The sequence below is a fragment of the Arthrobacter sp. MA-N2 genome (genome assembly GCF_000517125.1).
GTDB classification, from domain to species: domain Bacteria; phylum Actinomycetota; class Actinomycetes; order Actinomycetales; family Micrococcaceae; genus Arthrobacter; species Arthrobacter methylotrophus.
The window spans coordinates 630074-644639 of the sequence record NZ_KI912155.1; the positions used below are offsets into that span (position 1 = coordinate 630074).

The 14566-nt window shown below is 63.8% G+C and carries 13 protein-coding genes; 5 read left to right on the top strand and 8 right to left on the bottom strand.

Features of this window, described 5'->3' with window-relative positions; all coding sequences use genetic code 11:
- Positions 1-45 precede the first annotated feature (45 nt).
- From A3M3_RS0103330 to A3M3_RS0103350, 5 genes are all read right to left on the bottom strand, one after another.
- Positions 46-1557 carry an FAD-dependent monooxygenase gene (locus A3M3_RS0103330; protein ID WP_028265148.1) on the bottom strand — a complete coding sequence of 504 codons (1512 nt, stop codon included), beginning with the start codon at positions 1555-1557 and terminating at the stop codon, positions 46-48.
- Positions 1558-1561: 4 nt separating this feature from the next.
- The gene (locus A3M3_RS0103335; protein WP_028265149.1) at positions 1562-1786 is read right to left on the bottom strand and encodes a DUF3188 domain-containing protein; all 225 of its coding nucleotides are present in this window, start codon (positions 1784-1786) and stop codon (positions 1562-1564) included.
- 210 nt (positions 1787-1996) lie between these two features.
- The gene (locus A3M3_RS0103340; protein ID WP_197023106.1) at positions 1997-2995 is read right to left on the bottom strand and encodes a DDE-type integrase/transposase/recombinase; all 999 of its coding nucleotides are present in this window, start codon (positions 2993-2995) and stop codon (positions 1997-1999) included.
- Between the two features lie 32 nt (positions 2996-3027).
- On the bottom strand, positions 3028-3432 hold the full coding sequence (locus A3M3_RS0103345) for a hypothetical protein (RefSeq protein WP_231497171.1): 405 nt from the start codon (positions 3430-3432) through the stop codon (positions 3028-3030).
- Between the two features lie 192 nt (positions 3433-3624).
- On the bottom strand, positions 3625-4488 hold the full coding sequence (locus A3M3_RS0103350; RefSeq protein ID WP_028265152.1) for an HpcH/HpaI aldolase/citrate lyase family protein: 864 nt from the start codon (positions 4486-4488) through the stop codon (positions 3625-3627).
- Positions 4489-4800: 312 nt separating this feature from the next.
- Here A3M3_RS0103350 and A3M3_RS0103355 point away from each other — a divergent pair, with 312 nt between their 5' ends.
- Genes A3M3_RS0103355 through A3M3_RS0103370 form a run of 4 tightly spaced genes read left to right on the top strand, consistent with a single transcriptional unit; the run spans position 4801 to position 8762 of the window.
- Positions 4801-5934, top strand: coding sequence for an ABC transporter substrate-binding protein (locus A3M3_RS0103355; protein ID WP_331280354.1), 1134 nt, complete (start codon positions 4801-4803; stop codon positions 5932-5934).
- A gap of 2 nt (positions 5935-5936) precedes the next feature.
- Positions 5937-6878 carry an ABC transporter ATP-binding protein gene (locus tag A3M3_RS0103360; RefSeq protein WP_028265154.1) on the top strand — a complete coding sequence of 314 codons (942 nt, stop codon included), beginning with the start codon at positions 5937-5939 and terminating at the stop codon, positions 6876-6878.
- Entirely contained in the window at positions 6878-7786 is a 909-nt protein-coding gene (locus A3M3_RS0103365; protein WP_028265155.1) for an ABC transporter permease, read from the top strand. Before A3M3_RS0103360 ends, A3M3_RS0103365 begins: the two co-directional genes overlap by 1 nt.
- 52 nt (positions 7787-7838) lie before the next feature.
- Complete coding sequence (locus tag A3M3_RS0103370) at positions 7839-8762, top strand: TauD/TfdA dioxygenase family protein (protein WP_028265156.1); 924 nt, start codon at positions 7839-7841, stop codon at positions 8760-8762.
- 87 nt (positions 8763-8849) lie between these two features.
- Here A3M3_RS0103370 and A3M3_RS0103375 read toward each other — a convergent pair whose 3' ends face one another.
- Together A3M3_RS0103375 and A3M3_RS0103380 are read right to left on the bottom strand one after the other, a co-directional pair.
- Positions 8850-9815: an aldo/keto reductase gene (locus A3M3_RS0103375; RefSeq protein WP_028265157.1), complete on the bottom strand. Its 966-nt coding sequence runs from the start codon at positions 9813-9815 to the stop codon at positions 8850-8852.
- Positions 9816-9913: 98 nt separating this feature from the next.
- On the bottom strand, positions 9914-11623 hold the full coding sequence (locus tag A3M3_RS0103380) for a glycoside hydrolase family 13 protein (protein WP_028265158.1): 1710 nt from the start codon (positions 11621-11623) through the stop codon (positions 9914-9916).
- A 119-nt stretch (positions 11624-11742) separates the two neighbouring features.
- Between A3M3_RS0103380 and A3M3_RS0103385 the strand changes: the two genes are divergently transcribed.
- Positions 11743-12966, top strand: a complete 1224-nt coding sequence (locus tag A3M3_RS0103385) for an ROK family protein (protein ID WP_028265159.1) — start codon at positions 11743-11745, stop codon at positions 12964-12966.
- Here A3M3_RS0103385 and A3M3_RS0103390 read toward each other — a convergent pair.
- Positions 12963-14531, bottom strand: a complete 1569-nt coding sequence (locus A3M3_RS0103390; RefSeq protein ID WP_028265160.1) for a Na+/H+ antiporter — start codon at positions 14529-14531, stop codon at positions 12963-12965. The genes A3M3_RS0103385 and A3M3_RS0103390 overlap by 4 nt on opposite strands.
- Between the last annotated feature and the right edge of the window lie 35 nt (positions 14532-14566).

Genomic DNA, 14566 nt, shown 5'->3' on the forward strand with positions numbered 1-14566 from the left:
GCGACCGGTCCTCTCATGCACGGAATGATGGTGGAAGCCGGTGCGCTACGCCACGGTGGGCGGCCCGAACCACGTGGTGAGCGCATCTGCGAGGCCCTGCCGGGCCGGGTCTTCCACCCAGGCCACATATCCGTCGGGCCGGATCAACACGGCGGTGGGAACAGTGACCGCCCCGAGCACGGGGAGCTCCCATGTCCCAGCGTATGTGGCGTCGATCAAATCAACCCGATCTGACCAGCGAGTAATGTCGACGCTACCGGGCTCGCCGAGGTTGAGCAGCACCGGCCGGGCATCGTGCAGGAGGGTGAAGACCCGCCGCGGACCGTCGGCGGTGACGACGTCGAGATCGGGCATGCGGCGCCCGATCTGCGGGTGTCCTTCGCCGAGGTCGTAGTGGATGTCGAGGCCGGACATCATCGCGGCGAAATGCCTGCGCGGCTCCTCCATGCTCAGGAGCTCGGCCATGAGCTCGCCCACGGCCTTCGTGCGTTGGTCCGGGCGGCGAAGCGCCACACTCGCCATGGTGTTGCGCAGCACGCGGGCGGCCACCGGATGACGCTCTGCATGGTAAGTGTCCAGGAGGCTTTCCGGCGATGTCCGCTTGACCACCTGGGCCAGCTTCCATCCCAGGTTCACCGCATCCTGCACGCCGGTGTTGAGGCCCTGCCCTCCGTCCGGGGCATGCACGTGTGCGGCGTCGCCGGCCAGGAGGACCCGCTTGTCCCTATAGGCCGCCGCTTGCCGCGTCATATCGGTGAATCTGGAAATCCAGGTGGGATTATGGACCCCGTAATCGGTCCCGCACACGGCGATGAGCGCTTTGCTGAGATCGCTCAGGGTCGGATCGCGCAGGGTCGGATCGCGCAGGGGGCCGATATGCTCTTCGGTCACCATGACCCCTACCGGCCCATGATCCTTGTAGACCACCTGGCCGTCGCGGATCTCGTACTCCAACCTGCCGAAGGAATGGATGCCAAACGCATCGCGGTGGATACCCAATGGCGGCTCCTCGGCCATCTCGACCTGGGCGATCAGGGCGCTGGTGGTCGGATCCCACCCCGGGAACTCGATTCCGGCCGCCTTGCGGATCAGGCTCCGGCCGCCGTCGCACCCCACGAGATACTGTGCCCGCAGCCGCTGGCCGGCTGCGAGTTCGACGTCGACGCCGGTCGCGTCCTGCACAAACCCCGTCACCTCGTGTCCATAGTGGATCGTTACCCCCAACTCGCGGACCCAGTCGGCAAGAATGCGCTCGATGTGGTTCTGCCACAGCCCAAGTCCGTAGTTGTGCCGGGTGGGAAAGTCGCTGATGTCCAAAGAGACCTTGGCGAATCCCGCGACCTGCGCGGTCTTTCCTTCCGCGAGGAACCGGTCAGCGATTCCACGCTGGTCGAGGACCTCAATGGTGCGTGCGTGCAGGCCGCCTGCGCGCGAACCAGCGAGGCCCTGGCTGGCACGCCGCTCGACGATGACGGCGTCAACCCCCGCCAGCGCCAGCTCAGCCGCCAGCATCAGTCCCGTAGGACCACCTCCGGCGATCACCACCTCCGGAGTCAAGGCGCTACTTCTTCAAGCTCTTGCGGACCTGCTGCCCACGGACCACCCTAGCCACGACATGCAGGACGAGCCCGAGGCCGATGACGAACAGCGACGTCACCGCGAGACTTTGGTTATGTGAGGTATTGCCGATGATCGTAAGGATGATCCCGACGGCGATAAGCCCCATCGCGCCGAAAACCAGCGTCTTGTAGGTGGCGGAGGCAGTAGCCCAGAATTCGTTCAGCACCACCCAAGTTTAGGGCACTCGTCAGCCCAACGAGTCCTCCGGGTCAGGAATTGACCGCATACGTGCGCGAGCGTCCGGTCAGGACCCAACATACCTGCGCGAGCGTCGGGTGGAGGAGAGCGCCGTCGATCCGCCCTCAACTCCGACGGACGCTCACTCACCTTTAGAGTCCATTCCCGGGACGCTCGAAAATTGTCAAGCTGTGTGGAGTCACTGGGCTAGTTTTTGGGGTGTTTTGGTCTCGGGCAGGTTGATCCCGACGTGTTGGGCGGGGGCCGGTGTGGTGGGTCGTTGGCGGAATCTTTCTGGGTGTCGTTCGTAGTAGTCCTGGTGGACTTTGTCTCGTTTGTCCCAGAGTTCTTTCCACGAGCCGTTGTGGACTTGTGAGGGTGAGAACAGTGCGATGCCGGAGTGTTTGTGATCGGTGCTGTACCAGTGCACATAGCCGGTGAGGTACTCCCTCGCGGCCTCGAGATCGTCAAAGGTGCGGGGGTAGCCGGGCCGGTATTTCATCGTGCGAAACCCTGACTCCGAGAAGGGATTGTCGTTGGAGACGTACGGGCGGTTATGGGACAGTTCCACACCGTGGGCGGTGAGGGTCTCACGGAGCAGGTTTGATTTCATGGCCGGGCCTGAATCGGCATGCACGATGTCCGGGGCGCCGTGCCGGGCGATGGCTGTCTCGAACATGTCCGCGGCGAGGTGGTCGGACTCGCGTTCCTCCACCCGCCAGCCGACGATCTCCCGGGAGAAGATGTCCATGATGGAGTACACCTTGAAAACCTTCCCCTGCCACTTGGAATAGACGTCGGAGATGTCCCAGGACCAGACCTGGCAAGGTCCGGTCGCCTTGAGCACCGGCTTCTGAGCGGAACCCCGCTTGCCGCCACGCTTGCGCGGGAAGGTTGGGCGGGCCAGCTGATCCTCGTACCCTGCCGCGATCCGCCACCAGGTGCGGTTGGAAGCGAGCAGCACGCCGTCGTCCCAGGCTGTGGCGAAGGAATGGTCAACAGAGTTGCCCTTCCCCCAACCGGCCAGGATGAACCCCAGGATCCGCTCCTGATGCGCGGAGCTGATCCGGCATTCGTAGGCCCGGTCAACCTGGTGGATCGGGTCCTGCACCGCCGGACGGGGATTGAACCGGTAATGCCAGGTCCCGCGCGACACGCCCGCAAGCACGAGCGCTGTCCGCTGGGAGCCGGTGATCACATGCAGCGCCAGGACAAGACTGTTCTCGGCCGCTACGAATCCTTCTGAGCGCTCGTCTGGGTTGTATCGGGCTCGGGCACGCTCAACTCGTGCAAGAGCCCGATAGCTTTTCCCAGCGCGGAATTCGTATCCTCCAGCTCCTGCACCCGCTTCTGGAGTTTTTCGACTTCGGCACGGTGGGCAGCCATTTCCTTCGAGCGTGCTTTTTCAAACGCGGAGAGCTCACGATTTGTAGGGGCCATGCCTCCATGCTCCCGCGGAATCAGACCACGGTCGATATCGCCCTGGACCAACATCTTGCGCCACCTGCGGAACGTCCAGTCGGAAATGGGCGTCGAGGCAAGCCACTCCTTCCTCGTCCCGTGCGGCTGCAAATAATACTCATGCATGAACTCACGGATCTCTTCACGCGTAAAACCCTTGTTATCAACGGGCACCGCCGGCTCCTTCAATCAACAGCTAATGAATGACTCACAACCAGCTTGACGAAGAGGGGCTCCATCACTTATGCGCGTGTGGGACGGATCCCTCCCGCACACGTTGTGCAGGAGGGATCCGGGAATTGCCACCATAAGTGAGCGAGCGTCCTGAAAAGCCGGACATAAGTGAGCGAGCGCCGGTGGCTGGACCTATAGGGAGGGCTGGACCCCGAACGCCACGGCGAGTTTCATGATCTTTTCGGCACGGCCAAGGCGGGGCAGGTCGGAACCATCGCGAATGACCCTGCCGTTGGCTTCGAAGTCGTTCATGAAGTCGGTGGCCCAAGCGACGTCGGAGGGGGTGGGGCTGATGACTTCGTTGATGACCGTGGTCTGGTCGATGGCCAGGCAGAGCTTGCCGGTCATGCCCATGGTCACCGTGATGCCGGTCTGCTCGCGCAGGATCGGGTGGTTGGTGCCGACGGTAGGGCCGTCGATGGGACCGGGCAGGTTACCCACGCGGCTGGCGACAACAAGCTTGGCACGTGGGTAGGCCATCGCTTCCGGCGTCGCAGCCATGCCGGTGTCCCGGCGGAAGTCGCCCGAACCGAAGGCTAAGCGAAAGGCGCCCTGGGCACGGGCGATGTGGTTGGCTTCCTCGATGCCCAGCGCAGATTCAACCAGCGGGATCACGGGAATCTTGCCGTCCATGCGGTGGAAGGATTCCGTCACCTGGTCCGCGGATTCCGTCTTGGCCAGCATGACGCCCAACAAGCCGGGCGTGCCACGGAGTCCGGCGAGGTCGTCAGCCCAAAAGGGGCTCGTCGCATCGTTGATGCGGACCCAGGCCTGACCGCCCGCGGTGAGCCAGTCAATGACGTTGTTCCGTGCCTGGTCCTTCTGGGACGGGTCAACGGCGTCCTCGATATCAAGGATGATGGCGTCCGCGCGAGATGAGGCCGACTGGTCAAAAACCTCCGTCTTCATGGCGTTCACGAGGAGCCAGGAGCGGGCGATATCTGCGGGAATGTTGCGGGTGGACCGAATGGACTCGGCGGCGGTGCTAGACGTCATGTACCTACCGTATCCGGCCATCCGCCAGGAACGCTAAGAATCGGGCGAAGGTGTGAGCATCAATACGAACAAAACGATTGTGACAGGCCGCCCCGCCCCAACTAGCTCGCAGTTCTTGTCGTTATGCGCCCCCAAAACGACAGCAACTGCGAGCTAGTTGGGTTTGGCGCGCTTTGGAGGGTCAACATCTCAACGCGGCGACGCTGGGCGAATTGTGTCCTTGGGTTGCCCGGAGTTGCCGAGGATTTCGCTGGATTTCCCCCGGTTTCGCGCCGTTTCCGAGCATTACCGCCGAGCTTCCAACTCTCCTGGATGTGCGCTTACATCGTTCCCACCGGTAATTCGCTCTACCCAGACCAAGGCCGGCCCGACTACATCCGTCCCAAGAAAGTAGCTCCCATGAAACTGCACCAGCCCCTTCTAGGCGTCGCGGCCGCCGTCGTCCTTGCCCTGACGGTGACCGGCTGCGGCGGCAATGCCCAAGCGGGAGACCAATCCGGAGGCCAAACGGAAGTCAAGGAACTCCGTTACCAGGGTTCGGCGAACAGCGTCGGCCTCCCCGAGCTGGCCGCAGACCTCGGCTATTTGGGTGACATCAAGCTCAACTGGGTAGGCAACACCACCAGCGGCCCACAGGACATCCAGTCAGCGGCCACCAACCAGACCGACTTCGGCGGTGCGTTCTCGGGGGCCGTGGTGAAGCTGATTGAGGCGGGGGCTCCGGTGACCGCCGTCGTGAACTACTACGGCGAAGACGCGAAGACCTTCAACGGTTTCTACGTCAAGGCAGACAGCTCCATCAAATCCGCCAGGGACCTCATCGGGAAGAAGATCGCTGTCAACACCCTGGGCGCCCACTACGAAGCCGTCATCAACACGTATCTCAGCCAGAACGGCCTCAGTCAAGACGAAATCAAGCAGGTACAACTCGTGCCGCTGGCGCCCAACGACACCGAGGAAGCGATTCGCCGCGGTCAAGTGGATGTTGGAACCCTGGGCGGTGTCCTGCAGGACCACGCCATTGCGGCCGGCGGGCTGCGTTCGCTCTTCAACGACTACGAACTCTTCGGCACCTTCGCCGGCGGACAGTACGTGCTCCGCAATGACTTCATCGAAAAGAACCCCAACACCGCGCGGATCTTCACCACAGGGGTGGCCAAGGCCATCAAATGGGAGACCGAAACGCCGCGCGACGAAGTGATTGCCCGCTTCAAGAAAATCATCGACGCCCGCGGGCGCAATGAGAGCACCGCGAATCTGCAGTACTGGAAGAGCCCCGGGGTTCCGGACAACGGCGTCATCAAGGACGAGGATTTCACCCGCTGGGCCGGATGGCTCAAGAGCTCGGGGATCGTCAAGAACGATTTGACGCCGTCGAAGTACTACACCAACAAGTTCAACGAGCTAGCAACGAGCGCAACCGCGAGCACAGCGAAGAAGGGATAGCTATGACCGCCAAGATCAGCCTCCGAAACGTCACGAAGCAATTCACGGTCCGCGCCGGCAAGGCCTCCACAGGCTCCAAGGGCTCCACGGCTGGGGCAGCCGGCAAGTCCGGTGCGAAAGAGCCCGCCACACTGACCGCCATCGACGCCCTGAGCCTCGACGTGCGCGCCGGCGAATTCCTGACCCTGGTGGGGCCAAGCGGTTCCGGCAAAACCACTTTGTTGGACCTCCTGGCCGGCCTGTCCACGCCCACCTCCGGCGAGGTCTTGGTGGACGGGCGGCCGGTAACGGGGCCCGGCAAGGACCGCGCAGTGGTCTTCCAGCAGTACGCACTGTTCCCTTGGCGCACCGCGTCGGCCAATGTGTCGATCGGGCTCGAAGGCAAGGGCTCAGATGGGCGCAAGCTCAATCGCCGGGAACGTGCCGCCAAGGCGAGCGAATACCTGAAGCTCGTGGGTTTGGCCGGCTTTGAAGACCGCTACCCGCATGAACTCTCGGGCGGCATGAAACAGCGCGTGGCCATAGCCAGAAGTCTCGCGTATGAGCCCGATGTCCTGCTCATGGATGAGCCCTTCGCCGCTTTGGACGCCCAGACCCGTGAACAGCTCCAGGACGAACTCCTCCGGATCTGGCGGGCCACGGGCAAGACGATCGTCTTCATCACCCATGGCATCGACGAAGCCGTGTACCTGGGCCAACGCGTCGCCGTCTTGAGCGCCCGGCCCGGACGCCTCAAGGAAATCGTGGACGTGGTCATCCCGGACCGTAACGGCGGCGAAGACATCCGTTCACATCCGGCCTTCGTCGAACAACGGCATAAGGTCTGGACCCTGTTGCACGACGAGGTCCGCGTAGCCCAGGACGCCGGTCACCGCAAGATCCTGCCGGACGGCACCGCCCCGGACGAAGTCCCGGGAACAACTCTCGAAAGGAGCGCAGCCTGATGACCACAACACTGACGAAACAACCCACGGCGAGCGCCGCATCCCAGCCGGTTTCCGCCGTCGGGCACTCCGATTCGGTGGTGGCGGGGCGTCGGAGAACGACGGCGGTACTCGCCTTCTTGCGGACCGCAGCCGCCTACGCCGGTTCCGGTCTGTGGAAGGCCGCAGGGATTCTCGCGTTCCTGGCTCTCTGGGAACTCGGGCCGACGTACCTCGCAAGCCCCTCGACCCGGGTATTCCTCCCGCCATTGCACGAGGTTCTGGCTGCGTGGGGCAAATTGTTCGAATCCGGCATCATCCAGGTGCATCTGGCGGCGAGCCTCACCCGTTCGGTGTTTGGATTCGGTGCTGCCTTGGTGGCTGGCGTCTCGCTCGGTTTGCTGATCGCCTGGTACGGACGCCTCAACTCCGTCCTGAGTCCGCTGCTGGAATTGTTCCGTAACACTGCCGCGCTCGCCCTCCTGCCTGTGTTTACCCTGCTGCTCGGGATTGGCGAGGAGTCCAAAATCAGCATCGTGGCCTACGCGGCGTTCTTTCCCGTCTTGCTGAACACGATCGCGGGTGTGAAGACCGTGGACCCGCTCCTGATCCGGGCCGCGAAGTCGCTCGGCCTCTCGAGCCTCGCGCTGTTCCGGAAGGTGATCCTGCCCTCCGCGGTACCCACTGTTTTTACGGGTATCCGCATGGCAGGCACGGCCTCCATTTTGGTGTTGATTGCTGCCGAAATGGTGGGGGCAAAGGCCGGGCTCGGCTACCTCATCGTGAATGCCCAGAGCAGTTTCCTCATCCCGGACATGTACGCCGGCATTCTCACGGTGTCCCTTTTGGGCTTGGCCGTGAATTTCCTCCTCGTGGCCCTGGAACGGCATTTCTCCCGCTGGCGGACCGCCGTCGGATCCGGGGCCTGACCGTCAATCCATCGATCTGGACCCAACCGAGTCACAACAGAAAAGGAACAAAATGTCCGTCATTACCGAAACAAAGTTGGAATTCGCCAAGCTCGGATCCCGCATCGGAGCCGAAATCCGGGGCTTCGACCTCAGCGGCGATCTGTCCGATGAAACCGTGGCCGACATCCGGGCCGCGCTCAACGAACACAAGGCCCTCGTTTTCCGGGAGGCCAACATTCTCAGCGACGAGACCCAGGTGAAATTCGCCAGCCATTTCGGGCCACTCACCACGGCACACCCGACGGTGGCTTCCGTGAAGGGCGAAGAGAACGTATTGCCCGTAGACAGCGAGAACGGCTCCGCAAACAATTGGCACACCGACGTCACGTTCGTGGTCAACCCGCCCCAGGCTTCCACTCTTCGCAGCATCGATCTCCCGTCCTATGGTGGCGAGACGCTGATTGCTTCCTCGGCCGGGGCATATGCGGATTTGCCGGAGGAGCTCCGCAATTTCGCCGACACCCTCTGGGCGATCCACACGAACGACTACGACTACTCGGTGCCGAAGAACCTGGAACACGAGAATGCCGACGAGCGCCGCAAGGAATTCACCCGCATCAAGTTCGAAACCGCCCACCCCGTGGTGCGTGTCCATCCCTTGACCGGCGAGCGCGGATTGTTCATTGGGGGCTTCGCGCAGCGCCTTCGGATCGTGGGGCTGTCCAACACGGAGTCGAAGGACATCATCCGTTTGCTGCAGGCCTACGTGACGCGTCCGGAAAACGTGGTGCGCGTGAACTGGGAGCCGAACCAGTTGGTGCTCTTCGACAACCGCATCACCCAGCACTACGCGCCGGACAACTATGACGGCAAGCCGCGCAAGCTCAACCGCGTGACTATTGCCGGGGACATCCCGCTTGGCGTTGATGGCAAGGCCAGCCAGTCGATCCAGGGTGACTCCTCCGCCTATTCAGTCGTCGCGCCGCTCAACTAGGCCGTCGCAGCCCAACTAACTCGCATTTGTAGTCGTTTTCGCGCGTCAGAACGACAACAACTGCGAGTTAGTTGGGCTTAACCCGCCTTAGGGGAGCCTGCTGCCCCGCGCTGCCACCCACAGGCCATACCACTCAGTGCGCGTCATGGCCGCGGCAACAGCAGCGGCATCGGCACAGGCGGCGATCCGCCCAGGATTGGAGCTGCCGAGCACCGGGGAAATGCGTGCCGGATGCTTCATGAGCCACCCCAACAACACGGACTCGGGAGTGACGCCCTTCTCCCCCGCCAATTGCGCCACCAGCGCGGTAGTCGCGCTATCAGCGGCAGTCGGGGCATCCGCCGTCGAGCCCGTGTACCTGCCCTGGGCGAGGGAACCGTAGGCCTGTAGCTCGATTTCCCGGCTGACGCAGTGTTCCACGGTGCCGTGCGGGAAACTGTAGCCGAGGGAGTCATCGTGGTTGACCAAGACGGTGCTCTCCAGCCAGGCCCGACGGTGAAGACTCATCTCCAACTGGTTGGCTACGACCGGCACCTCCAGTTGGTCCTGCAGGAAAGCGATTTGCGCGCCGGACATGTTGGACACGCCCAATTGCCGCACTTTGCCTTCCGCCATGAGCTGCCCGACGGCGGACGCCACCTCCGCGGGTTCCATGAGGGGGTCCGGGCGGTGCAGGAGCAACACGTCCACATAGTCAGTCTTGAGCCGTTCCAGGCTTCCGTTGACCCGTTCCAGGATGGCGTTCTTGCTCAGGTCGTAGTGGCCTTCGACTCCGGGCTTGCCGAGCCGGATCCCGCACTTGGTCTGGAGCTGGATTTTTTCGCGCAACCCGGCCGTCCGGGACATGACTTCACCGAAGGCGGCCTCGGACTTACCGTTGCGGTAGATGTCGGCGTGGTCGAACAAGGAGATTCCAATGCCCATGGCAGCTTCGATCGCGGCCGCGGCCTGCTCGATTTCGGCAGCCCCGTATTCGCTGCCCTCCCAGGGACCACCAAGTCCCATGCAGCCATAGATGAGCCGGCCGGACGCGGTTTCACTCTCTTCTGTCATTTTCAAACTCTTTCACAACGCACAGCAACGCGGGGTCACTTACGGCCCATCCCGAAGGACATTATGGGCCGTAAGTGACCCCGCGTTGCATGGAGGGACTAGACGAGCCAGGCGGTCGTGTTCGCCGGGAGCTTGCCGCCGTCGAGCGGGGCGCTGCTCACGACGACGGTGCCCTCCGGAAGAGCCACCGGCTCGCTGCCGAAGTTCGTCACCGACTGCCAGCCGTTGGGCCGGGCGAAGTGCAGCACGGACTCGTTGCTGGAGGGGATCCATTCAAGGTCCTCGGCCGCCCGCAGCTCCGAGCGCAGTTCCAGGGCCTTGCGGTACAGCTCCAGCGTGGAGCCTGGAACGTTGTCCTGCGCATCCACTGCATAACCGGCGAACCACTCAGGCTGCGGCAAGTGGGCATGTCCCTCACCGAAGCCGAACGAGGTACCTTCGCTCGTCCACGGCAGCGGGACTCGACAGCCGTCGCGCCCGACGTCGACACCCGGGTTGCGGAAAAACGCCGGGTCCTGGCGCTGGCCGTCCGCGATGTCGCCCACTTCCTGCAAGCCGAGTTCTTCGCCCTGGTACAGGTACGCGGAACCTGGCAGGGCGAACATCAGCAGCGACGCGGCGCGGGCCCGGCGCAAGCCGAGCTCGGCATCGACGTCGGAGGCCAAACCGCCGTCGAGCAGCCACGCCTTGCCGTCCTGGCCGGCGCCGTCGAGGCCGCCGGTCTGGGGCAAGCCGTAGCGCGTAGCGTGGCGGACCACATCGTGGTTGGAGAAGACCCACGTGGACGAGGCACCGGATGCTGCAGCCTCGGCCAGGTTCTTGGTGATGATGGTGCGGAACTGGGCGGCGTCGAAATCGGCCTTGAGGAGGTCGAAGTTGAAGGCCTGGCCGAGTCCGTCCGGGCTGGCGTAGCGGGCGCGGCGGTCCGCGTGGACCCAGGCTTCGGCGACGGCGGTCCGGGGCGGGTTGTACTCGTTGAAGAGCTTGCGCCACTCGGCATAGATCTCGTGCACCTCGTCGCGGTCCCAGAAGGGGTGGGCGCCAAGGGCGTTGTCACCTTCCTTGGGCAGTTCGCTCTTCGATGGGAGCACCTCCGGGAGGTCCTTCGTCAGCGCATGGGCGACGTCGATGCGGAAGCCGTCCACGCCACGATCGGACCAGAAGCGCAGGGTCTTCAGGAAGTCCTCGCGAACCTCCGGGTTGTCCCAGTTGAAGTCCGGCTGCTCCTTCGTGAAGATGTGCATGTACCACTGTCCCGGCGTCTGTTCTGGACCGGGTTCAGTGATGCGTTCCCAGGCCGGGCCGCCGAAGACCGAGTCCCAGTCCGCCGGGGGCAGTTCGCCGTTCTCGCCCCGGCCGTCACGGAAGATGTAGCGTTCACGGGCTGCCGAGCCCTTCGGGGAAGCCAGCGCTTCCTTGAACCATTCGTGCCGGTCCGAGGAGTGGTTCGGAACGATGTCCGCAATCAGCTTGATTCCTGCAGCGTGCAGGGCAGCCGCCATCTCATCGAAGTCCGCCAGCGTGCCCAGCTTCGGGTCCACGTTGCGGTAGTCGTCGACGTCGTAGCCGCCATCCGCGAGCGCCGACGGGTAGAAGGGGCTCAGCCAGACGGCATCAATGCCGAGGGACTTGAGGTACGGAACCTTGGCGGTGATGCCTTTGATGTCGCCCAAGCCATCGCCGTTCGCGTCGTAGAAACTGCGCGGATAGATCTGGTAGACGGCTGCTTGGCGCCACCAGTTGGGGTCGGCCATGCGCTCGGAGCGCTCGGGGTCGAAGTGAGTTGCCAAGGTGACGGTGGAGGACAAGGGGGGTTCCTTTTCTGTGTCGACGCAACGGTGTATGCAGCGAATAGGGCTGTTTATTTAGAATCTAAATTTAGTACCTCAAGTATTATGTGACGCACACCTACAGGAGGTCAACAGGCATGCCTGACATCGCGACTGCCACTCCGCAGATGATGCGGCGGGTCAACGCGGCCACCGTGCTCGGCGCCATCCGCTCCTCCAACGCAGTAACCGTCTCGGAGCTGATGGACGTCACCGGCCTGACGCGCGCCACCACCATTTCGGTGTGCGAAGACCTCATGGCCCGCGGCTGGATCCGCGAACTGGAGAAGGCTTCCGATTCCTACCAGAAAGGCCGCCCCGCGCGGCGCTTCGAACTCGACGAAAGTGCCGGCTGCGTTCTGGGGATCGACGTCGGCGTCCTCAAGACCACCGTGGTGGTGGCCGATCTGCGGGGCCGGACCGTAGGACGGGCCAGCGAGCCTTTTCGCGGCAGGGAGATCGAAGCGGAGGAACGGATCCGCGTGATCAGCGAGACGGCCCTGCTGGCGCTTGACGCTGCCGGCGTGGCGGCGGACAAGGTCCTTGCGGTCACGGTGGGGCTTGCCGCCCCCGTGGGCCGCGACGGAAACATTCTGGTCAGCCAACCGTTCTGGAGCCTGTTCGACGTCGGGCTGAAGAAAGCCCTGCACGATCTGCACGGGTGGGCCGTTGTGCTCGAGAACGACGCCAACCTGGCCGCGCTCGGCGAGCGCTGGCGTGGGTCCGCCGTCGGGGTCGATGATCTGGTGGTTCTGCTGTCGGGCGAGCGTTTCGGCTCAGGCGTAATGGAATCCGGCAGGCTGCTGCACGGGACCGCGGGCGGTGCGGGCGAAATGGCCTACTTGAACATGGTGGAGGGAGTGGGTTCCCCCGATGGCCTCGCCGCCCTCGCCAGATTGTGGGCGGCTGAAGCCTTGGCAGGAACGTCGAAGTCTACCCTCCGGACGGCTGCCGCACCGGGCCACGAGGTGACGGCGCAGCACGTCTTCGCCGCAGCTGCCCAGGGTGACAAAGTGGCGATGGCAATCCTGGACCGGCTCTCGGACCGGTTGGCCCGAGTGGTTTCCACGGTGGCCATCCTGCTCAACCCGGAACTCGTGGTGATCGGCGGCGCAGTAGCAGATTCGGCGTCGGCCCTCCTGGAGACGGCCGCGCGGAAGCTGGCAAACTACACCGCCACTCCCCCGCGCCTGGCAGCGTCCCCCCTGGGCGACGCGATTGTGGGCATCGGCGCGGTGCGCCATGCGCTGGACCATGTGGAGAAGAACTCCCTGGACCTTGAGCTACGGCGCGTGCAGTTGCCTGCCAAGGACACCCGCTAGTCCGGCATCGCCATGGTGCGGAGGTCCAGTTGGCGCAGCACCCGATCGGCAACCTCGGGATCCATGCCGGGCTCGCCCCGAGCAGCCACCACTTCCTGCCGTGCCGCATCGAGGGCGATGGTCTGGACCGCAATAGCCAGTTCCCTGCCGCGTTCGCGCTTCTCCGTTGCCGACTCGTTCTTCAACGTCCCGTCCAGCAGTTCGGCGTGGAGGCGGGTCATCTTTTCCTTGACGAGTGCCACCTTGTCAGCCGGCAGTTCCTTCATCAGATCGTGTTCCTTGAGGGCCGAGATGGCGGCAGCCTGCGCACGCTTGGCCAGGAGGCGCGCGGCGTCCTTTTCGTGCGAGCCGTCCTCGGAGGCCTTGAGCACGCGCATGAGCCACGGAAGGGTCAGCCCGGGCAGCACCAAAGTGGCCAGCAACACCGCGCATGCGATAACCAGGGTCTCGTGCCGGGCCGGGAAGTCGCTGCCGTCGGCAATCGTCAACGGAAGGGCCAGTGCCAGTGCCAGGGTCGCGAGGCCGCGCATACCGCACCACGTGAGGATCAAGACTTCCTTGGGGGACGTCGGCAGCAGGTTCTTCCGTTTGCGGGCCGCGATCGCCAAGAGGCCGAGCCACGCGAAGCGGACGACGAATACCAGCACGCACACCGCCACGGCCGGACCAATCATGCCGAAAACGGCCGCACCTTCATCCCGGATCACAGTCCGGATTTCCAGCCCCACCAAACCGAAGGCCAGCCCCGTGGCGAGGAGTTCCACCACATCCCAGAAAGCGTTGCGGGTGACGCGCTCGGCAGCGTCCTGGGACCGCGCGTGCCGCTGCGTCTCAAGGGCGGTGACGACGACGGCGATCACCCCCGAGGCGTGGAGTTCTTCCGCGAGGATGTATGCAGCGAAGGGAACCACCAAAGTGACGGCGCTCCGGGCCACCATGGAGGTGACCAGCTTGGTGATCAGCCTGGTCAACCAGCCCATCGCGATGCCGACAATAACGGCCAGGCCCGCGCCGATGACGAACTGGAGCACGACGCCGGCCCCCACCTTCGTTCCGGAGACCGTTGCTGCCACTGCTGCCTGGAAGATCACGATAGCTGCGGCGTCGTTGAACAACCCTTCACTTTGCAGCACGGTAATGAGCCTGCGCGGCATATGGACGCGGCCGGCGACCGAATCAACAGCCACCGGGTCCGGCGGAGCCACCATGGCGCCCAGTGCGATTGCCGCAGGGATGCCGATACCCGGAATCATGAGCCACGCGGCGCCGGCGACGGCCGCCGTCGAAACCACTACAAGTGCGACAGCCATGAGCAGCAAGGTCCGCCAACGGACCCGGAACACCGCCCAGGAACTTTTCTGTGCAGTCGCGAAGAGCAGCGGCGGGAGGAAGATCGGCAGGATCAGTTCGGGAGCAAGCTCAAAGTCCGGAAATCCTGGGATGAAGGTCAGCGCCGCCGCCAGAAGCAGCATCAACACTGGATACGGGAGCCGCAATCGATCCCCCAGGCCCACGGCCACGACCGTCGCAAGCAGCAATCCAACAATGAGTGCCAACTGGTCCATGTTCCTGATATCCCCAGACGTCGTCGTGGCAGCGC

Excerpts from the sequence above, each read along its gene's own strand:
- A3M3_RS0103350 (WP_028265152.1), bottom strand. The coding sequence starts at position 4,488 with ATGACGTCTAGCACCGCCGCCGAGTCCATTCGGTCCACCCGCAACATT.
- A3M3_RS0103355 (WP_331280354.1), top strand. The coding sequence starts at position 4,801 with ATGTGCGCTTACATCGTTCCCACCGGTAATTCGCTCTACCCAGACCAA.
- A3M3_RS0103360 (WP_028265154.1), top strand. The coding sequence starts at position 5,937 with ATGACCGCCAAGATCAGCCTCCGAAACGTCACGAAGCAATTCACGGTC.
- A3M3_RS0103365 (WP_028265155.1), top strand. The coding sequence starts at position 6,878 with ATGACCACAACACTGACGAAACAACCCACGGCGAGCGCCGCATCCCAG.
- A3M3_RS0103370 (WP_028265156.1), top strand. The coding sequence starts at position 7,839 with ATGTCCGTCATTACCGAAACAAAGTTGGAATTCGCCAAGCTCGGATCC.
- A3M3_RS0103375 (WP_028265157.1), bottom strand. The coding sequence starts at position 9,815 with ATGACAGAAGAGAGTGAAACCGCGTCCGGCCGGCTCATCTATGGCTGC.
- A3M3_RS0103385 (WP_028265159.1), top strand. The coding sequence starts at position 11,743 with ATGCCTGACATCGCGACTGCCACTCCGCAGATGATGCGGCGGGTCAAC.
- A3M3_RS0103390 (WP_028265160.1), bottom strand. The coding sequence starts at position 14,531 with ATGGACCAGTTGGCACTCATTGTTGGATTGCTGCTTGCGACGGTCGTG.